Below are 19,735 nucleotides of genomic sequence, written 5' to 3' on the forward strand. Positions count from 1 at the left end.
GTGAAGACATCATGACGGAACGGCTATTGTCTGTCGAGGATTTGAAGGTTTCGTTCCATACAAGGGACGGAGAGAATCAAGCAGTTCGCGGCGTTAGCTTTCATATAGATGCTGGTGAGACGGTAGGAATCGTCGGAGAATCTGGTAGTGGGAAGAGTGTAACTGCCAAGGCGATTATGTCGTTAATTACACCTCCGGGTAAAATTATCGGTGGAAATATTAATTTTCGGGGTGAGAATTTATCGAACCTTTCGGAAAAAGAGTGGAGAAAGCTACGCGGCAATCGTATAGCAATGGTGTTTCAGGACCCCATGACCTCTCTTAATCCTGTAAAAAAAATCGGCCAGCAGCTTACGGAAGTCATCCGTCGGCATCGGGGTTTAAATAAACAAGAAGCGCTTAAAGAGGCAGCAAGCATCTTGCGTCAGGTAGGAATTAATAATCCTGAACAGCGGCTGCAGCAATATCCGCATGAATTCAGCGGCGGGATGCGCCAGCGGGTCATGATCGCCATGGCTCTTTCCTGTAAGCCAGAGCTATTGATTGCGGATGAGCCGACAACTGCGCTCGATGTAACAATACAGGCGCAAATTCTCGATCTTTTTAAAGAGTTGAAAAATAATACCAGTACAGCTGTAGCGCTCATTACCCATGACTTGGGTGTGGTAGCACAGGTATGTACACGGGTTATCGTAATGTATGGTGGACTTGTGATGGAGGAGGGCACGGTAGAGGATATCTTTTATCGCCCACAGCATCCTTACACGAAAGGTCTGCTTCGCTCGATTCCAAAACGTGACGGCAAGTCGCGGGAACGCCTTGTCCCTATCGAAGGCACACCTCCGGATTTGCTGGATCCCCCTTCGGGCTGTCCATTTATGGAACGTTGCCCTAATGCTTTTGCCCGTTGCAGCGAACGTCCTCCGGTCATCGAATTATCGCCTGGCCATCGTTCGATGTGCTGGCTGGCAGACGGTGTGCAGGAGACTCCAGCCGTAGCTGGTGTTGAAGGGAGCGGTTCTGTTGAGTGATAATAAGATTCTAGTGGACGTAAATAATCTGAAGAAACATTTCTCCAAAGGCAAGGATATATGGGGACGTAACACATCAGTGCTTAAGGCGGTAGATGGCGTAAGCTTTCAGATTCGTCAGGGGGAGACCTTTGGACTGGTCGGAGAGTCGGGGAGCGGCAAGTCCACGGTTGGACGCTGCTTGCTGCGATTGTATGACTATACAGATGGTGAAGTGTCTTTTGACGGGCAGCCGCTGAGCAAGCTTGGAGAGAAGCAGCTTAAGCCTTTTCGCAGACGGATTCAATCGATCTTTCAAGATCCATATTCCTCGTTGAATCCAAGCCTGAATGTACTTGATCTGATCAGTGAGCCTATGAAAATCCACGGGATCCACGAAGGCGACGAGCGTATAGAGGCTGTTGCGGCACTGCTGGATAAGGTGGGTTTAAAAAGAGAGCATCTTTATCGCTTTCCTCATGAATTCAGTGGCGGGCAACGCCAACGGATTTCGATCGCTCGGGCATTATCTGTGAAACCTGAATTCGTAGTGTGCGATGAACCAATCTCAGCGCTGGATGTATCTGTTCAGGCTCAGGTAGTGAATATGCTGGAGGATTTGCAGTCGGAATTTGGGTTGACCTACCTCTTTGTTGCGCACGATCTGTCGATGGTACGGCATATTTCGGACCGGATTGGCGTGATGTATGGCGGTCGTCTCGTAGAAGTAGCCGAAAGTGACGAACTATACGAGAACCCTATTCATCCTTATACGAAGGCGCTGCTATCTTCGATTTTGGAGACGGACCCTAAGCGGGCTAATCAGAGAATTATTTTAGATGGATATTCGGCAGAGTACGGCAGGGCTGAGACCTCTACATTGCAGGAAGTTAGTCCGGGTCATTATGTTGCTTATGATTTCACGGAATAAGTAGAATCTATATACAGGTATGGGGGGAATCAGGATGTCAGACAGTTTGAACCGGGTAAAGTTATCCCAGTGGGATGCTTTACTGGTAGAATCACTTCGCGCTTTGGGCTGGTCCAATGAGGATATTCTTCGTAAAGTGGCGGAGGGCGATTTGCCCGTTGACGAGAGTGAATACGAATTTGATTATAAGCAGTTGACCACTTTACAAGCGGAGCAGCCAGAATTGTTCGAGCAAGCGGTGAAGACAGGCTATCAGATCAAGTACAACACGATTCGTGGCATTCGTAGCTGGATATGGGTTGTTCTTGGTAAAGAGGCAGAGTTGGAGCTTGAAGAGGGTAAAGAAGCCATAGAAATAGTATTGACGACAGCCGAGAAGAACCGGCTGGAATCTGTGCTGTCATTCGGCTGGCAGATTCACGGTGGAGCCGGCGTGGAAGACGGTGCCAGCGCTAACGCAAGCTACCGGATCGAGCCGATTCAACGATAGCCTCTCCGAGCAGAGAAGAAATAAAGAAAGAACGCCCTTACCTTTTCCTCATGGAAAGGATAAGGGCGTTCTTGGTTAGTTCACTTCAATCCGGCCACGCCGGAAGCTGATTTCTGCTTTGCCGGTGTGCAGCTGCCACATATGCCAGAATACAAACGGAACAATCATAATAAAGTTGATGATTCCCCAATAGTTCATGACGTCTGCATTGTACCACGATGAAGCATCCATTAGTGTCGGGAACAGGCTAACGAAGCATGCACGTAGAAGTAGATGTGCCGCTAATGTATAGACCCGCGCAATGATGTAGAGTTCTGGGCGGCGTTTGATGATGGGATAGAGCTCGGCTGCGAGAAGAATGCATAGCGAGCTTGCAAAGAACTTCGGACTCTCGGCATAGACGAAGGCTGCATTCCAAGTTGTATAGAGGAAGTTCCAGCCGATTGTCGTATATGCAATGAGATCGCCGTGTGATTCTGTAGAAATTTTCCAATATTTTGGCGCAAAAGGGATGGTTATACATAATAGGAGGCCGGTAAGCGCATTGAACGTATTCCCCATCGTAAAGTCTTTAATGGTCGCTTCCATGATATTAAGGAATAGAACGCCATATACGAACCACAATACCCAATCCTTCTGTAACCCATTCCAGAACGGTCCTTTTCGTTTCTCGTAGTTAGCAATACGAATGAATCCAACAAATATCGTAGGAAGAATTACACTTAAAATCTTTGCCCACCGAAACCAGCCTTCTACACCGCCCATAAGCCATAAGGGAAAGGTTAGTAAAGAAGCAATCCAGAACCAGTGGGCAAACTTATAATGCTTGCGCATGATACTGACAACAATAAGAAGCAGAACTATGTAGCCGATCATACTAACGCCGTACTGCCATGCAGGAATATCCATGATAAACCTCCTTTTTTGTGAAAGCGTAATCAATTTGTGCCGATACTGAGCTTCAACCCTACAAAGCTTGGTTAATTCATAAACATAACAACTGTTCGGTTTTATTGTATTAGGAATTAATTGGTTCTGTCTGTGCTAATTAACACACAAAAAACAAAGTAGATTCAGTACTCTTTTCATATAAAAATAATTCGCAACAAGCGATTTAGTTGGGCGGGGAGTTTATGTCTGAGGATAAAAAATTACATATTATTGAGGCGACGAATCGTGTTATCTATCGAATGGGTATTGCGGGTACGACTATGCGGAGAATTGCCGATGAAGCCGGGCTTAGCACGGGGGCGTTGTATCATCATTACAATAGTAAAGAAGAGATTCTTTATGATGCGATGGATCGCAGTCTATCCGTATCTACGAGAATTGCCGAGGAGGTACAGCAAGGGAAGTATAGCCGCGGGGAAGTTATTGAGCAAATCAGCGAGAATGTGAAAGATCGTTTTAACAAAATAGATGACAATCGAATGCAGTTCTATCTTGCCCAGGAAGCGATACTCGGGAACGAGGAAATCTCCAATCAATTGAAAGTTAAGTATAAGAAATGGATTGGTCATACCGAGGAGCTGTTACAACGCTTGTACGAAAAACAACCCGGGAAATACAATAAAGCCATTGCCTCATTGCTGATTGGAGCTATTGACGGGATCGTTATGCAGACGCTGCTGGGTGTGGCGAATACGGATGATATTGAAGATATTTCCGAGGTATACCACAAGCTTCTTGTAGAAGGCATTCCGAAGCTGTTAGCAGCATGGGATGAATAACGCAGAGCGTGGCGGTACGGCTAATCCTTCTGCGTGTAATTCACAGAATGAAACTCCCCGCAGCTTGCTGCGGGGAGTTTCATTATACGTTTACTGCTGTATAAGCAACCTCATATTGTGCAGCTTCAATCCAGGTTCCTGTCTTAAAGTCTCTGCCCCGGACAAGCACTTTATCTCTATATACTTCCACATAGAAGCCTTGGCTGCCTGTCTTATGCTTATCTTCGTTTGTCCAAAGGTAGGCGACAGAAGCAGCATTAAACATCGTTGCCATCTCTCCATGGCCAGGGTGCATAGTGTTGTCTACCTCTAGCTCCCAATGGGTGTGACCAGTGAATAACAAGGTCTGGGGGTGTCTCGAAAGAATCTCTTTTAATTCCTTATCTTGAGTGACACCATACCAATCTTGTGATTCTAACGATCCAGCTACTGTATCTTTAAGCGGTTGATGCAGGAAAAGAAAGATAGGCTGATCCGGTGAAGCTTGCTCCCCAAGCTTATGCTCCAGCCAATCAAGCTGCTTAGAGGAAAGATGACAGAATTTAGGCAATCCTTTTTCTGTACCTAGAAAAATAAAATGATAGCCATTAATCCAGTGATCATGATAGGGTCCAGACATTCCAGTCTGTGACGTATACATCCCTAAGCGAGACTTCCAAATCCCGAGGCCTACATCATGATTACCTAAAGTGAAAGTAATGTCGGGCAAGTCAGCCTTATGTTGATTAATGATACGAAGCATTTCTTTATATTCAGCAGAAAAACCATGGTTTGTGACATCACCGATATGCATAATCCCACTGCTGCCTTTTCCATGTGCGGCTATATCACGGAGCGCCAGCTCAAAGTTAAGATTGTACTCATGATTTCGGTCAGCGGTGACATGCGTATCCGTGATGATCTGAAAGGTAATAACAGGCTTCTCTTCAGGTAATGTGTTCGCACTCATGTTTAGGCATCCCCCTTCATCGTATGAATCTATGAAACACTCTTGCTGTTCACTAGTGCGTCTTCCCGCTAATGTTCAGTCCTATGATCCCGGTTAGGATAACGGCTATCCATAGTAGGGAGGACAGGGTTAGCTTTTCTTCGAAAAATAGGGCTCCTATGAAAGAAATGAGGATGATTCCCGCCCCTGACCATATCGCATAAGCAACGCCTACCTTAATAGAGGTGAGGGCATAATTCAGGGAGGTGAAGCTGGCTCCATAGAACAGGAACATGAGCACGGAAGGCCAGAGCTGAGTGAACCCCTGAGATATTTTCATTGAGATGGTCCCTGAGAGTTCGAACACAATCGCTAGCATCAGAAACATCCATGTCCAAATTCCTTCTATTTTCACAGGGAAGTAACCTCGATGCTGAGTTCAGCGTAAGATCGCACAATGAGATCTGCATCCGGGAGAATATGCGATGAAGCACTAATGTCTTCATTTTCAGTGATACCTATAGCTATCTGCACACCCGCTGCTTTAGCCATTCGCATATCCCCATTAGTATCACCGATAACTGCTGTGTGCGCGGGTTCAACGGCCAACCTTTCGCAGGCAAGCTGCACCATGTCGGGGAAAGGTTTACCCTGATCCACAAGGTCTGTTCCAATTACCTCGGAGAAATAGTGCCGTATGCCGAGCCATTGGAGATGTTTCTCTGCAGCATCTGTTTCATCTGCGGTCACCACGGCGAGAGGGATACCAGCACTCGCACACTCATCGAGAAAACGATGAATACCCGGCAACGAGTGAACGGGGCGTTTCTTTTCCAACATAACATCCGCTTCCAGACGGCACTGATGAACAAGCTCCATGGACTCCGCCCACGATAAACCTTGCAAATAACCCTGCCATGACAGGATGGCATAGAGATCACTCATAGTCCCCATAGCCAGGGGTCCGTTCCGATCATAATCGGTAATGCTTCCTTGGGAATTGTGTATAGTTCCCATTAATGCAGGGAGCTGTTCTTCTGGAATCTGTAGTCCTCTTTGCTTCATATCCTTCGTGAATCGCTCTAAAAAACACTCGCCCCAGCTGCCCCAGAGGGATACGAACTGGAGCAGCGTACCATCCTTGTCGAATAGAATAGCTGCTACAGCGTATCTGCCTTGTGGCGTGATGAGCTCAGACATGAACTCCACCGCCTTTATTTTAGTTTATCAAGCGCTGCTTGCGCTGTTTCCTGTGCTTCCTTAAGTGCCTGTGCTGCAGGAATATTCTCAATTTGCACCTTATCAGCGGCGATTTTCAGCGCATCGTTGATTTTGCCGCCAGTAGGATCTTGGAATGGTGCAGAGCCATGAGAAGCTTGCATCAACGGAACCTTAATCTGTGGATTGCTTTCACTGAATGACACAAACGCCGGGTCTTGCAATGCGGATTGGCGCACCGAAATATATCCAGTATTAATGGACCAAGAGGCAGTATTCTCGGCATTTGTGAAGTAGGTTAGCCATTTCATAGCCGCTTGTTTCTCACTGTCGCTTGCTTTAGATAGAATGCCGGCCATCAGTGCTTGGGCTACGGGTTTGCCCTCGCCAATCCCTGCCCAGCCTGGCTGCTCCATAGCAGAAACAATGCTAAAGTCGAGGTCACCTTGATCGCCACTGGAGCCGGTGTAGCCTGCGGATTGATTCTTCATTACATCATCAATTGTTTTGTACCAATATTCCCAGCCTTGACCCCCTGAATGAATCCGCATGATCTTATCCTCGTGGATCCATTTGCGGAACAAATCCCAGGTTTCGATCCACTCTTTAGAGTCGATCATGACTTGTTTCCCATCCTCGCTAAGAATAGTGCCTCCTTTGCTGAGCGCGGCATCAATCATGTTCCCTGAACCCCACATAGGCTCCCAACCGAAGAAGGTGGTTTTGCCGCCGTCTTTCACGGTCATTTTCGCAGCTGCGGCAGCTAGGTCTTCCCAAGTCTTCAATGTGCTCGCATCAATTCCGTTCTTCTCAAAAGCATCTTTGCGATAGTACATAATCTGTGTTGTTCCATACATCGGCAGGAAGTATTGCTTGCCATCAACCTGGCCCTGATTTAGAAAGGTTTGGACAAAATCCTCTTTATTAAAATCTGGCTGCAATGCCATAAGCTCATCTATCGGAGCGAAATATCCTTTGCGGGCCCAATCTACATTTGAGGAGAGAGCAGCAGCAGGCACTTTTCCTGTAGCAATGGCCGCTTGCAGCTTCTGCTCGGTTTCAGTGTAGTCTGCCTGCGCGATACCTTTGACAATGACCTCTTGCTGGGAGGCATTAAATTTCTGAATCAGTGCCTCCATATTCTCACCAAGCTTACCGCCGAGACCATACCAGAACTCAATCGTTACCGGTGCATTTTGTGTAGGTGCAGCCTCTGCGGAGGGGGAGGAAGAAGCTCCATTTGCCGCTGTAACATTATCTGTACTCGCATTTCCTCCACAAGCTGTTAACATTGTAAATCCGGCAACCAAAGATAGGGCGGACAGTCTCTTCAATACGTTCATCATCATTCTCCTCTTATTAAATAGAATAGTTAGCTTATCCTTTGCTGGAACCAGCGGTCATGTTGACGCTTTGCATGATCGTTTTCTGAGCTAGTAGAAATACTAGCAGCAACGGGGCGATGGTGAATGCGCTAGCGGCCATGATCAGCGGCCATTTCAATCCATAAGCACCTCCTTGAGTGAAGAAACTACGCAGACCGGCCGAGACCAGCTGTAGATTAGGATCTTTGGTGATGAGCATTGGCCAGAAATAGTTATTGTACTGATCAATGAAGGTGATCAGGGCTAGCACAGCAAAGGAAGACCGTGTAATGGGTACAAGAATGGTCCAGAGAATCCGCATATGCGAGGAACCATCCACTTCTCCAGCCTCTACCAGCTCATGGGGAACCTGAAGGAAGGCTTGCCGAATTAGAAAGATGGAGAAGACACTTACACAGTTAGATAGAATCAACCCGGCATATGAATCCAGTAGATGAAGCTGGGACAATACCAGATATCCGGGAAGATAAACGGCGGTGGCAGGGACCATATAGCCGAAAAGAATGACACCTGCGAACAGCCCTCTGAAGCGGAATTTCATATGCGTAAGCGCATAGGCCATCATCCCGGAATTTATCACCTGCAAAATAACAATAGAGACGGCGACAAATACGCTATTGCCCATATATCTAAAGAAAGGGGCTTCGTGCCAGGCGGCTGAAAAGTTACCCCACAGCGGCTCTTTCGGCCAGATCGTCGGCGGAGACTGCCAGATTTCATCATTGGTTTTTAAGGCGCTGGTGACCATCCAATAGAAGGGGAAGGCCATGATCAGTGCAATAGCTGCAAAAAATAGATGGCGGGCCAGTTTGCCCACTCGTACGGTCGTTGCATTCATCAGTCGATCTCCTTTACAGCAGTAGTTATTGATAATGGGTTGTCCGTTTACTAACCTCTAGTGAGATTACGGAGAGCAGCATACATATAAATACCAGAATCATTGCGACACTAGAGGCTTCTCCAATCTGAAAGGCTTCAAAGGCAGACTGATAATACATATAGAGCAGGGTACGTGTTGATCCCGACGGTCCACCTTGTGTGAGTACGTTAATCTGGTCGTATGCCTGTAAGGCACCGATGATCTGTACGATGAACAGAAACAGTGTCGTTGGCGAGATTAGCGGTAAAGTAATACGGCTGAATTTTTGAACAGCATTTGCTCCATCCAGTTCAGCGGCTTCCAGCAGATCGGTAGGGACATTGCGTAGTGCCACCAAGTAAAAAATCATCGCCCAGCCTACCGATTTCCATATCGTCACGAGCAGAACGCCGAGCAGTGCCCATTTAGGATCTTGAAGCCAGCCGATTTTTTCTAGACCGAATAGATCAAGTACAGTATTGGCAAGACCGATTTCAGGTTCGTAAATCCAGGACCAGACAATGGATACCGCCACGGTCGGCGTGACCCAAGGGGAGAAAAGAAGTACCTGATAGAGGGTGGAGCCTTTCAGCTTCCCATTCATCAGGAGTGCTAGTCCAAGTCCGATCAGAATAACGGGCAGTACACTTCCCGCACAGAATAACAAGGTTACTCTTAGCGCTTTATAGAAGGCGGGATTGCTGAACAGATCCAGATAGTTGGTTAGTCCGACAAAGGTTTTCTCGGGGCTCATGAAGTCCCACTCAGTAAAGCTGAGATAAAATACATAAAGTAATGGCGCGAGCCAAAATACCACGAATGGAATCATTGCCGGCAAGGTGAAGAGCACCGGTTTCAACTCACCTATAAATCTTGTGCGTTTCATTATTCTGTCGATACCCCATTCCATCTTCTGTTTTTTGCGGTATAATTCTGAGGAAAGCTCCTCCGTTCAAAAAAAATTGTACACTCATCGAGCAGCTGCGTGGTCAAGCGGGCGTAAAGATCGATGCGAGATTATGTAAAAATTTAAGAGATTAGCGAAAGTAGTTGCTATTTTGTGTAAAATAGAAGGTAGATTCTAAGTGGAATGAAGGTGCAGCTATGAAACAGGTAGCCTTTGGTGAAGAGAATAGAGACTTATCTCCACGCGAGCAGCTGCTGCGTCCGATGATTGATGCAATTGCTCAGACGATGGACTTATATGGTGCCAATTACTCATTCGGGCAGCTGTATGGAATTATGTTCTTTGAAGACCGGCCGATGACGCTTGAAGAGATGAAGAATGTGATGAATATGAGTAAGAGTAATATGAGCTATGGAGTCCGATCTTTGATGGCTTCCAAAATGGTGACCAAGCTGGAGGAGAAGCGGGAGCGAAAGGATCTGTATGCAGTGGAAACAGATTTTTTTCAGACCTTTAAGAACTTTTTTGGAATGAAGCTGCAGCGGGAGATTGATGTCATGAGGCAAGCCTTGGATGTTGTTATTCCTGAGCTGGAGGGATTGGTTCATGCCGTGGATACGCCTGAGGAGGAGCGGCAATTCTGCCTGAAGGATCTGGAGAAGCTGGAGCATGCCGTTCAATATTATGATTGGCTGCAGCAGTTTGTGGACGAGCTAGGGGAAGAAAATTACTTTGTAGACAAGAGAAGGTCCTAGACCGTCTACAATTACACATAGATGTACATAATTATATATAGATCTCCATGTGAGGGAGGTGTTCCTTAAGCCAGTTCAGGCTTAGGGTTCGCCTCCTATTTTTATGATAAGAAACAAAATAAAAAAGAAAATGTAACCAAAAGTAGGTGGAACTGTCACCAAATATGTAGTTACATAGTGAATAAAAGATCTTTTTAAGGAGATTCAGAGATTGCATACGAAAAAATATATGATACTTTTAGTCATTGTTCTGCTAATAAGTCTTGCTGCTATTTTCAACAATCAACACGAGTCTTCTGCAGTTACTATAGATGTGAACGGTCAAATCATTAAGACAGTAGCTACATATCCGGGCTCGCCTGATGAGCTAATGATTCCCAAGGCTGCAGCAGAACAGGCCCTTAATATGCATATCGGCTGGCAGAAGCAGGGGGCACTTCCGAAAGGTATTTACTATAGAGACCATGTAGCTGTGCTGATGTACCATCATCTTTCAGAGAAGCCAATGCCGCAGTTTCCTTGGATCTTATCTGCCGATCGGTTTGATGATCAAATGAACCTGCTGAAGCAAGAAGGGTTTCACGTGATTACGATGGAACAATACCGTGAATTTATGCTGAATGGAGGCACGGTTCCAGATAATGCGGTGCTGCTGACTTTTGATGATGGATATGAGAGCTTTTATGAGTTGGCTTTTCCTATTCTCAAAAAATATGGCTATACGGCAGTGAATTTTGTTATCGTATCTACGATTGATCACCCAGATCCGAATAGTGTGCCGAAGCTCAATTGGGAGCAGATGCGGGAAATGAAGCGGGACGGAATGGGATTCTATAGTCACACGTACGATTTACACCATTATGGTATCGTGGATGCTGAGGGTGGGGAGCGGCCAGCCGCCAGTGCTTTGTTATATATCGATGATGAGAACAGAAACGAAATGAATACGGAGTACTACAGCAGAGTTACTCGTGATTTAGCCAAGGCGGAGCAAAGACTGAAGGAAGAGCTGGGGAATACCGATTCAGCGATTGCCTTTCCTTATGGATCATACAATGACCGATTGCTATCGGCATGTGATTCACTCGGAATTTCGCTAACATTTAAAATCCAGGATGGGATCAATGCGAGAACGGACCGGAATGCCTCCCGGATCAACGGGGGAAGTCAGAGTCTAACTGCAGTCCAAACTCTTGAGCAGGTTAAACATATAGATTCACCTATGGAATTAACCTTGAATAACCAAAGAGTAGCTCTGATAGGAAGTGCGCCCGAAATGAGGAAAGGGACCCTGATGGTTCCGTTTATACAATTATGCAAGGATCTACATATTGATCTCAACTACGATCAGAAGAGTCGAATCGTTAAGTTAATGAACACAACGGGAGGCTCATAAACGGCTAAGGAAATGTATGGAATGGATATCAGCTTTCCCTATGTTCATTAGGAGTTTACAAAAAGTGAGAAATTTCGCCAATTTGGGCGAATCACTAGTTGCTATAAGTGAATTCCTTACTGTAGACTATAATTAGAGTACTAATTGGTAGGCGAATGGAGAGAACAGATGGAAGTATTTAAGCGTTATTACGCGAATTTAACGGTCCGGCGTTTTTTTATTTTGGGGCTGGTTGCCCTGCTGCTATTCAGTATTAGAGATATGCTCAATTTAGTACTGTTAACATTTCTGATTGCTTATGTAATGAACAGCTTTCAGGTGCTGCTCACGAAGCGAATCAATAAATATGTTGCGGTCAACAGTAAAGTCATTATTGTTATTTTGTATTTAGCTCTGATTGCTCTGATCGTAGTGACCTTAGTGAATTATTTACCGAAGGTCTTCACACAGATAAAGCAGTTAACTAATTTTCTGACCAGTTTAACCCCTGCAAACATTCCGCAGAACGAAATCGTGCAGTATTTATTTGCCCAGCTTAAGGATTTGAACTACCAGTCTTATGTGAAAGATGGTCTTGAATACGTCCTGAAAATAAGTAATTGGGGCACAAGCTTCGTATTATCCACCATTCTGAGCTTTGTCTTTATCCTTGAGAAGAACAGAATTGTCAGTTTCACTGCCCGTCTTAAAGAGAGCAAGATTTCCTGGTTCTATGTTGAGCTTGAGTATTTCGGTAGAAAATTCATCTCATCGTTTGGTAAAGTGATCGAAGCGCAAATTCTGATCGCGCTGTTTAATACATGCTTTACGGTGATTGGACTCTGGATCTTAGGTTTTCCGTATCTATTCGCCTTATCGATTATGATCTTCCTGCTTAGTTTGATTCCAGTTGTAGGCTTTGTGATCTCCTTAATACCACTTTGTATTATTGGTTACAACATTGGTGGTATAGCAATGACGATATATGTATTGGTTATGATCGCCATACTACATTTTGTTGAGGGTTACTTCTTAAATCCAAAACTGATGTCATCCAAAATGAACCTGCCTATGTTCTACACTTTTATCGTACTTCTCTTCTCTGAGCACTATATGGGCGTATGGGGTCTAATTCTCGGCATTCCAATTTTTGTATTCTTCCTGGATATACTGGAGATCAATAGAGATAACAAGATAGAGACTTAGGAATTCAGTTTAATAGCGTTGAATATACGAAGAGGGTGATCCGATAGCCATTCAATGGCTTTCGGATCACCCTCTTTATTTAAATATAAGAATTTATAATCTCCAAGCTATATATTATCCTTATATTTCTCGCATAAACGCTTACCGTCCATTAGGGACGCCCAAGGCGTTATAGCTTGGGCGCGGAGAAATGTTGTACGGCCAATGTATGTATCTTTCTTAGCCGAAAGAAGTGAGAACGCTCTCCGTAACGATGTCCCTCAGCTCCGCTTTGTGTGCTGCATACTGCTCGGCTGTAATATTTCCGGAAGCTAGTCGTGAATCTAGCTGTTCCGTTAGCTGGGTTACCTGTAGATCGATCACATCTTCAATATCTGTGTTTTGTTCTATTGCAATATCTTGAAGTGATTTGCCGTCATATAAGGCATCGTACAGATCATCATCTGTGGGTTGGTTAAGGGCTTTCAATAATAATTCGTCTTTATCCGCAACACTTGTGGTGGACCATTGAGTTGACGAGCTTGCGTTAGCAGTAAGGCTACTCCAAGCATTTCCGAAAGACATTACTATAACTACGGTTCCTACTATAATCACTCTTTTTATATCCATTAGAGTCCTCTTTTCTTATTTTACGAATAACGTTCTATGGTTTCTGTTGAAAGTGTCTGTGATGGTTGTGGTTTAACTTATTTCTATTATAACCCGGAAAGCTGAGCTGAAGCTTAAACAATATTTAAGATAACCTAAAGATTTAACATTGAAATGATATAGCGATAATATACCCCTAGTATAATTTCCAGATGATCTAAATTGCATATTTATGCAGAAGGGTCACAATCAAACTTACGGGGAGTGTTCGGAGTTTTGAGAATAACAGCAAAAGCTAAACGTTTTCTATCCAGCGTAATTGCAAGTAGTCTGATGTTGGGGATCATGGTTCCAGCAGGATATGCGGAAGAACAGCAGCCGGATACGGAGCAGACATCTTCCGAATTAGGAGCACATTTTGATGAACAGGTTGAGCTCAACACGCTTTTAAGTCAACCGACTGTAATGACAGATGTATACGCGACACCAACCAATCCAGGCTCTTTACTTATTACAGAGGTTGTTCCAGATACTAAAAATGTAAAAGGCGCGGATGGTAGCTCTATAGATGGTTACGAATTTGTTGAGGTTTACAATAATACGGACGAGCCGGTTAACTTTAAGGATTATTATTTCTTTTATAATGACAAAGATACTTGGACACCAAACGGCGATGCGGTCATACCGGCGCATGGAAATATCGTCTTCTGGATTATGAACGGCAATAATCTGAGTGTTCCTGCCGAGGATTTCATCAAAAACTTTAATCCTTCTGCATCTCTTCAGGAAGGTGTAAACCTGTTCCGTATTAACGGTGGCGGTGGTATGGCCAACGCTTCTGCGCGCAACTTACAAATTAAAAGTAAAGCAGGAGATGCTCTTATTGTCTCTGCTTCTTATGGAAAAGAACAGGTGAAGGAAAACAACGGGATTTTCTATAAGTATTCGCAATCCGACAGCTCTATGATGAGTCTCATGGCGATTTCGGGAACGGTTGCGGCTACACCAGGAACCGTAGATCCAGAGCAACTGCCTGAGCTAGTACCTGGAGACAAGCAACCGGTAATTGAACACCACTCGCAGAGCAGTGTGGATCCAGCGGATCTTCCCGTCACCGCGAAGATTACGAACCTAGAGATTGGACCAGACGGAACGCTACCGGTAGTGAAGTTGCAATACGGCTCTCCTTCTCAGGTGAAAGATACGGTAATCACCATGACCTCAAAAGGCGAGGGGGAATATACGGCCGTGATTCCTGCGGCTGCACTGGAAGAACCAGAACTGCACTACAGCATTCGTGTAAACAATGTAACAGAGAGCTATTCTGTTCATGTGAACCTGCCTGCATTCGATTCGAGTAATGTGCCGCCGCTGTTAATTACAGAGCTGCTGCCCAATTCGACGAATGTAAAAGGTACGAGCAGCGATGCTTTTGAATTCATTGAGGTATATAACAATACTGATGCACCGATTGATTTTAAAAACTACAAGATCTATTATCGCTATCCTGATAAAGGCAATGCTTCCGATGTGAAGTGGCCCTCTACGAAAGAGAGTTTTGTAATTCCTGCACAGCATTCCGTAGTGTTTTGGGTTATTAATAGTGCTAACAGTACATACACCGCTAGTGATTTTAATGCGGAATTCAACACTAATTTGATGGATGGCACGAATCTCTTTCAAATCAAAAGCGATGGGATGGCCAACTCTGGCCGCCGGGCCGTCGTAATCAAAAGTAATACCGAGAAAGAAATCTCCTCTGCGTATTATGATGCTGATCTTACCTATGATGGTGGGGCTAAAGGTGACGACACCAAAGAAAATAAAGCCCTTCTATACAAGTATCCTGTGAATGGGCAAAGTAAAATGCTCAAGATTAGCACAGGATCAGCGGTTCCGTCACCAGGGCAGGTAGATGTTGCACTGCTTCCTAACACACCGATCCATGTGGATCCGGATACCGAAAATCCGACGGTAAATGATCTGACTGCTGTAACGGAGATTGATCAGTCGATGAGTCTGGATTTGAAGGCTTTCGCGGATGACAATAAAGCTGTTACGTCTGTAGAAGTAAGGGTAGCTTCGGATAAGCAGCCTGATTTTGTCAGCCATAATTTATCCCAAGACTTTAACGATAGCTTGTATCATTATAAATTGTCGTCTGCTGATTTGATCGGCAGAAATGAAATACAGTATTATTTCGTCGTTTCCGATGGCACAAATGAGACTGAATCTCCGGTAATGAAAGTGAAAATTACGGGTGGTCCAGATCAATCATCACTTCGTTTGAATGTGAAGGATGGGCAATTCATTAATGGCTCTATGACGGTAAAAGGAACCTCTGCTACCGCAAAGGCTGATGAAGTGGGCCTGAGCATCGACAATAAGGTGCTTGGCAATAACGAGGTATATGCCGCGCTTGAGAATGATGCTTACTTTGTATTTGATGCGAAGAATGTAGATTATTATTTCAAAAACGGTATCACCATGGGACCAGAAGAATTAGGGGATGCGAGTATTCTATACACCTTTATGGACCCGATTACTACGTATACGACATTGACCTTCCCGATCTCCTCTGCCGCTTTGCAAGTGGGCAAGGATAATGTGATCTACATTCGGGCGGGCTCTAAATCATCGCCTTTTGACCCTCGTCCCGAGGAGAATAAAGATGATTTTGAAGTAAAGAATGTGCGCCTATTACTTGCAGACGGTACTGAAGTTTGGGACCCTGCTTATGCAGAACGTGATAAAGAAATTAAGATGGGGGACAGCGCAGGTAAGCATGAATCCATCGGCTTCCGGTTCGATCTGAAATCTGATTTGTTCCGTTCGAAGGCTTATAACTGGAATACTACAGAAGTAACGGACGGAGAACATAAAGTAACAGTGACCGAAGGTGGATCCAAGGTATCGTCAAACGTAGTTGTAGACAACACGCCACCATCTATTAAAGCATCGATTGAAGATGGAAAAACTTATCGTGGTAATTTCGTAATTACTGCTGAGATCAAGGATACTTACGCAGGTGTAGATAAAGTTAGCGTGAAGCTGGACGGCAATGTTATTGAACTGCCTTATGCTACTTCATCCGGAAAGTTGTCCGGTGGAGACCATACGCTTTCTATCACCGCATTGGATAAGATAGGTAATCAGGTGGAAAAGGTAATTACATTCCACGTACCGAATGAAAATCCATTTGCACCACTCCTGATCTCACCTCAGAACTGGGAGATTGGTGTGGGCACGAATCCAACTTTGAAGGTTAAGGTTGAAGATCCTAATCAGGATAAGATGGATGTTACCTTCTATAGAGGCTTCAAGTACGATGGTAACCATCCAGAGCAAGGATTTACTGGATTTAAGAACGCATCGGATACAGAACCGCCGAAGCAATCCGTTCCTGCGGGCGAAAAAGCGCTTAGCAGTGACGAATACAGCAAAATAAGTGCAGTTGACGGACAGTACTTAATTAACGATGCGGTTGAGCAATTCCCATATCAGCGCTATGAAATTAAGCTGGATGAATCGGTGAAGGCTTCAGATCGTGTGGATATTGAATGGAAGGGTAATTCACTTCCAGGTCGTAAAGTAAGTCTCTACGCGTGGAGTCCTGCTGAAGAGAAGTGGATACTGCTGGATCATTTGATTGCTGGTACTGAGGATTTTGAACTGAAATCTACGGTGACTGTTGGAGAATTCGCTAGCGGACATAGCATTGCTGTCATGGTTCAGGATGAGATTGCGTCCGCGACTAAGACTGCACCTACAGTTACGCAGGATACCTATGATTTTTCTTTTGTATGGATGTCTGATACGCAATATTATTCTCAAAGCTACCCTTACATTTATCAGAAAAATGTAAAGTGGATTGCCGACAATAAGGATAATTTGAACTTGAAATATGTAATTCATACCGGAGATGTAGTGGACAAATCCTATCAGGAATATGAATGGGAAGAAGCCGATCGGGATATGAAGGTACTTGAGGATGCAGGTATTCCATATGGTGTTCTTGCGGGTAATCATGATGTAGGCCATCAAACCGGAGATTACACGAAATTCTGGCAATACTTTGGGGAATGGAGATTTAAGGACATGCCAACCTTTGGCGGATCCTATGACAACAACCGGGGCCATTATGATTTAGTATCTGCGAACGGAAATGACTTCATTATCGTATATATGGGCTGGGGACTGGCTGAAGAAGAAATTGAATGGATGAATGAGATCGTTGCTCGTTATCCAGAACGTAAAGCGATTCTTTGTCTTCATGAATACCTGCTCGTATCTAATAACCGCGCACCGATTGCCGATACGATCTTTGAAAAGGTTGTAAAACCTAACAAGAACGTAATCGCAGCTTTGTCCGGTCATTATCATGATGCGGAGCTTAAGGTAGATGAGTTGGATGATAATGGAGATGGCATTGCGGACCGCAGTGTATATCAAATGCTGGCAGATTATCAAGGTGCCGAAGAGGGTGGACTTGGTTATATTCGTCTGCTTCAGTTCGATATAGCTAACAACAAGCTTCGTGTGAAGACTTATTCGCCTTACTTGGATGATTATAATTATTATGATGAAAATGAGTTCCCTGGCAAAGATGAGTTCGTACTAGATCTCGATCTGCAGCCTGTAACCAAACGTGTAGCTACCGATTACATTGGAGTTAAGGTTTACAGTGATCAGACAATCGCGACCCAACAGCAAGTAGAGAGCGGTACGGAGACTCAGGTCACTTGGAGTAAGCTTAATCCAGAAAGCTACTACCAGTGGTATACAAAAGTCGAGGATGATAACTCTGGTAGTGTGCTTTCAGACATTTGGGGCTTCTACACTGGAAAAGAGGATGTAAGACCGACGCCGACCCCAGAGGTATCGCCATCGCCAGAAGTGACGCCGACACCAGCACCAGAGGTGACATCGGCACCTCCAGTAGTTTTACCAGTGCCAACAGTGACTCCAACGCCTACAGCCACACCTGGAGGGGGAAAAGGAAACATTGAACTGGCATTAGGAAGTAATGGAACGTATACAGCTGATCCGTCAGCCTTGAAGAAGCTGATTGAGGAAGCTACGACAGGTGGAAATATCAAGATTAGCTTAGGCGGAGGAGCTTTGACTCAAGATCAGTTTAAACTTGCACTTGATGCAACGAGCATCCAACAGGCTGCCGACAAGAAGCTGAATCTGAATATTGTATCTTCCAGCGTTACATTAAGCGTACCAACAAGCTCTTTACCAGCGATCCCGGCCGGAAGTGACATGCTGCTGCTGAGCGTTGATACAACTACGACAGCTGTACAAAGCAATGTCGCTGGAATGAGTCCATCCAAGACAACCGTGACGCTGAACCTCAGTACCACAGCAGGCGGCAAAGAAACGGCTATTCATCAGTTTAAAGGTGCTGTTACGATTACCCTGACGCTGACGAAGGAACAGCTTGCTAAGCTTGATACAGATTTTGCGGGTGTCTATTATGTAAATGGCAGTATCTTGGAATATTTGGGTGGAGTGTTTAAAGGCAATACCGTTACCTTTACAACAGATCATTTCTCTTCCTTCGCGGTACTGGAATACCATAAGCAATTTAGTGATACCGCTGGTCACTGGGCAGAGCCGTACATTTCCAAGCTGACGGCTAAGCATGTGATTAAGGGTATCGACGATACGCACTATGGTCCACAAGCGAATGTAACCCGTGCAGATTTTGTTACACTAGCCATTCGTTCACTCGGATTGAATGAGACAAGTGAAACTACGGGGAATGGTGCTTTTGCAGATGTATCAGAAGATGCTTATTATGCATCATCGATAGATAAAGCTGTCCAGCTTGGACTTATCCAAGGCAGTGATGGCAAGTTCCGTCCTAAAGATGCAATTACACGTGAAGAAGCGGCTGTTGTCCTGCAGAAATTGATACAATACAAAGCTGGAGTGCAGTCTTCCATTGCTGCTACTGCAAGCTTTAAGGATATGAACAGCGTATCAGAGTGGGCGAAGCAAGCGGTAAGTGAATTGAAAGCTAAGGGAATCCTTGACGGTAAGGGCGACAATCATTTCGATCCTCGTGGCAAAGTAACCCGTGCTGAAATTGCAAAACTGTTATATGGAATAATCAATTTATAAGAATAGTATGGCAAAGGCAGGCAGAGGTAACTCTGGCCTGCCTTTGTCATTTTTTGCACTCTATATTCCTTTTCTTCTAGCAAAGCAGGAAATTCTTACTATTCATATGATTTTTCATATATAATATTTTTGAATAAATTTTTAATAGACATAATCTAGCTTCCTGCTGGCAGTCATAATGATATCTTTCGTTGTTACACTAGTTATTCACGATGATCCGG

The 19,735-nt window shown here is 44.8% G+C and carries 16 protein-coding genes; 8 read left to right on the top strand and 8 right to left on the bottom strand.

The genetic code is table 11. The annotated features are described in order from the left end of the window. Positions 1 to 11 precede the first annotated feature (11 nt). Genes ACQKMP_RS18610 through ACQKMP_RS18620 form a run of 3 tightly spaced genes read left to right on the top strand, consistent with a single transcriptional unit; the run spans position 12 to position 2,431 of the window. The gene (locus ACQKMP_RS18610; protein WP_042184174.1) at positions 12 to 1,031 is read left to right on the top strand and encodes an ABC transporter ATP-binding protein; all 1,020 of its coding nucleotides are present in this window, start codon (positions 12 to 14) and stop codon (positions 1,029 to 1,031) included. Beyond that, on the top strand, positions 1,021 to 1,941 hold the full coding sequence (locus ACQKMP_RS18615; RefSeq protein WP_143759515.1) for an ABC transporter ATP-binding protein: 921 nt from the start codon (positions 1,021 to 1,023) through the stop codon (positions 1,939 to 1,941). Before ACQKMP_RS18610 ends, ACQKMP_RS18615 begins: the two co-directional genes overlap by 11 nt. Before the next feature lie 34 nt (positions 1,942 to 1,975). Then, positions 1,976 to 2,431: a hypothetical protein gene (locus tag ACQKMP_RS18620; RefSeq protein WP_042184176.1), complete on the top strand. Its 456-nt coding sequence runs from the start codon at positions 1,976 to 1,978 to the stop codon at positions 2,429 to 2,431. A gap of 75 nt (positions 2,432 to 2,506) precedes the next feature. On the opposite strand, the gene ACQKMP_RS18625 is transcribed toward ACQKMP_RS18620, so the two are convergent. After that, on the bottom strand, positions 2,507 to 3,340 hold the full coding sequence (locus ACQKMP_RS18625; protein ID WP_042184178.1) for a hypothetical protein: 834 nt from the start codon (positions 3,338 to 3,340) through the stop codon (positions 2,507 to 2,509). 224 nt (positions 3,341 to 3,564) lie between these two features. On the opposite strand from ACQKMP_RS18625, the gene ACQKMP_RS18630 reads away from it, so the two are divergent. Continuing rightward, complete coding sequence (locus ACQKMP_RS18630; protein WP_042184180.1) at positions 3,565 to 4,161, top strand: TetR/AcrR family transcriptional regulator; 597 nt, start codon at positions 3,565 to 3,567, stop codon at positions 4,159 to 4,161. Between the two features lie 82 nt (positions 4,162 to 4,243). On the opposite strand, the gene ACQKMP_RS18635 is transcribed toward ACQKMP_RS18630, so the two are convergent. The 6 genes from ACQKMP_RS18635 to ACQKMP_RS18660 are packed head-to-tail and all read right to left on the bottom strand — an operon-like array spanning position 4,244 to position 9,437. Continuing rightward, complete coding sequence (locus ACQKMP_RS18635) at positions 4,244 to 5,110, bottom strand: metallophosphoesterase family protein (protein WP_042184182.1); 867 nt, start codon at positions 5,108 to 5,110, stop codon at positions 4,244 to 4,246. Between the two features lie 52 nt (positions 5,111 to 5,162). After that, positions 5,163 to 5,504 (bottom strand): DMT family transporter, encoded by a 342-nt coding sequence (locus tag ACQKMP_RS18640; RefSeq protein ID WP_427470396.1) that lies wholly within the window; start codon positions 5,502 to 5,504, stop codon positions 5,163 to 5,165. Then, positions 5,501 to 6,289, bottom strand: a complete 789-nt coding sequence (locus tag ACQKMP_RS18645; RefSeq protein ID WP_042184184.1) for an HAD family hydrolase — start codon at positions 6,287 to 6,289, stop codon at positions 5,501 to 5,503. Before ACQKMP_RS18645 ends, ACQKMP_RS18640 begins: the two co-directional genes overlap by 4 nt. Positions 6,290 to 6,303: 14 nt before the next feature. After that, positions 6,304 to 7,650, bottom strand: coding sequence for an ABC transporter substrate-binding protein (locus ACQKMP_RS18650; RefSeq protein WP_081951003.1), 1,347 nt, complete (start codon positions 7,648 to 7,650; stop codon positions 6,304 to 6,306). A gap of 34 nt (positions 7,651 to 7,684) precedes the next feature. Further along, on the bottom strand, positions 7,685 to 8,530 hold the full coding sequence (locus ACQKMP_RS18655) for a carbohydrate ABC transporter permease (RefSeq protein WP_042184188.1): 846 nt from the start codon (positions 8,528 to 8,530) through the stop codon (positions 7,685 to 7,687). Between the two features lie 25 nt (positions 8,531 to 8,555). Then, positions 8,556 to 9,437 (bottom strand): carbohydrate ABC transporter permease, encoded by an 882-nt coding sequence (locus ACQKMP_RS18660; RefSeq protein WP_042193124.1) that lies wholly within the window; start codon positions 9,435 to 9,437, stop codon positions 8,556 to 8,558. Positions 9,438 to 9,655: 218 nt separating this feature from the next. Between ACQKMP_RS18660 and ACQKMP_RS18665 the strand changes: the two genes are divergently transcribed. From ACQKMP_RS18665 to ACQKMP_RS18675, 3 genes are all read left to right on the top strand, one after another. Then, positions 9,656 to 10,213 (top strand): GbsR/MarR family transcriptional regulator, encoded by a 558-nt coding sequence (locus ACQKMP_RS18665; protein WP_042184190.1) that lies wholly within the window; start codon positions 9,656 to 9,658, stop codon positions 10,211 to 10,213. Positions 10,214 to 10,424: 211 nt separating this feature from the next. Continuing rightward, positions 10,425 to 11,609 carry a polysaccharide deacetylase family protein gene (locus ACQKMP_RS18670; RefSeq protein WP_052404114.1) on the top strand — a complete coding sequence of 395 codons (1,185 nt, stop codon included), beginning with the start codon at positions 10,425 to 10,427 and terminating at the stop codon, positions 11,607 to 11,609. Between the two features lie 168 nt (positions 11,610 to 11,777). Further along, positions 11,778 to 12,794: an AI-2E family transporter gene (locus ACQKMP_RS18675; RefSeq protein ID WP_042184192.1), complete on the top strand. Its 1,017-nt coding sequence runs from the start codon at positions 11,778 to 11,780 to the stop codon at positions 12,792 to 12,794. Between the two features lie 219 nt (positions 12,795 to 13,013). Here ACQKMP_RS18675 and ACQKMP_RS18680 read toward each other — a convergent pair whose 3' ends face one another. After that, entirely contained in the window at positions 13,014 to 13,403 is a 390-nt protein-coding gene (locus ACQKMP_RS18680) for a hypothetical protein (protein ID WP_042184194.1), read from the bottom strand. A 255-nt stretch (positions 13,404 to 13,658) separates the two neighbouring features. Between ACQKMP_RS18680 and ACQKMP_RS18685 the strand changes: the two genes are divergently transcribed. Beyond that, positions 13,659 to 19,514, top strand: coding sequence for an S-layer homology domain-containing protein (locus ACQKMP_RS18685; protein WP_052404115.1), 5,856 nt, complete (start codon positions 13,659 to 13,661; stop codon positions 19,512 to 19,514). The last annotated feature ends 221 nt before the right edge of the window (positions 19,515 to 19,735 follow it).

The sequence above is a fragment of the Paenibacillus sp. NPDC101420 genome, from assembly GCF_050277435.1.
GTDB lineage: Bacteria > Bacillota > Bacilli > Paenibacillales > Paenibacillaceae > Paenibacillus_AQ.

Bases quoted from the DNA above. Each gene is read 5' to 3' on its own strand.
- ACQKMP_RS18610 (WP_042184174.1), top strand. From the start codon at position 12: ATGACGGAACGGCTATTGTCTGTCGAGGATTTGAAGGTTTCGTTCCAT.
- ACQKMP_RS18620 (WP_042184176.1), top strand. From the start codon at position 1,976: ATGTCAGACAGTTTGAACCGGGTAAAGTTATCCCAGTGGGATGCTTTA.
- ACQKMP_RS18625 (WP_042184178.1), bottom strand. From the start codon at position 3,340: ATGGATATTCCTGCATGGCAGTACGGCGTTAGTATGATCGGCTACATA.
- ACQKMP_RS18630 (WP_042184180.1), top strand. From the start codon at position 3,565: ATGTCTGAGGATAAAAAATTACATATTATTGAGGCGACGAATCGTGTT.
- ACQKMP_RS18635 (WP_042184182.1), bottom strand. From the start codon at position 5,110: ATGAGTGCGAACACATTACCTGAAGAGAAGCCTGTTATTACCTTTCAG.
- ACQKMP_RS18645 (WP_042184184.1), bottom strand. From the start codon at position 6,289: ATGTCTGAGCTCATCACGCCACAAGGCAGATACGCTGTAGCAGCTATT.
- ACQKMP_RS18650 (WP_081951003.1), bottom strand. From the start codon at position 7,650: ATGAACGTATTGAAGAGACTGTCCGCCCTATCTTTGGTTGCCGGATTT.
- ACQKMP_RS18655 (WP_042184188.1), bottom strand. From the start codon at position 8,530: ATGAATGCAACGACCGTACGAGTGGGCAAACTGGCCCGCCATCTATTT.
- ACQKMP_RS18660 (WP_042193124.1), bottom strand. From the start codon at position 9,437: ATGAAACGCACAAGATTTATAGGTGAGTTGAAACCGGTGCTCTTCACC.
- ACQKMP_RS18665 (WP_042184190.1), top strand. From the start codon at position 9,656: ATGAAACAGGTAGCCTTTGGTGAAGAGAATAGAGACTTATCTCCACGC.
- ACQKMP_RS18675 (WP_042184192.1), top strand. From the start codon at position 11,778: ATGGAAGTATTTAAGCGTTATTACGCGAATTTAACGGTCCGGCGTTTT.
- ACQKMP_RS18680 (WP_042184194.1), bottom strand. From the start codon at position 13,403: ATGGATATAAAAAGAGTGATTATAGTAGGAACCGTAGTTATAGTAATG.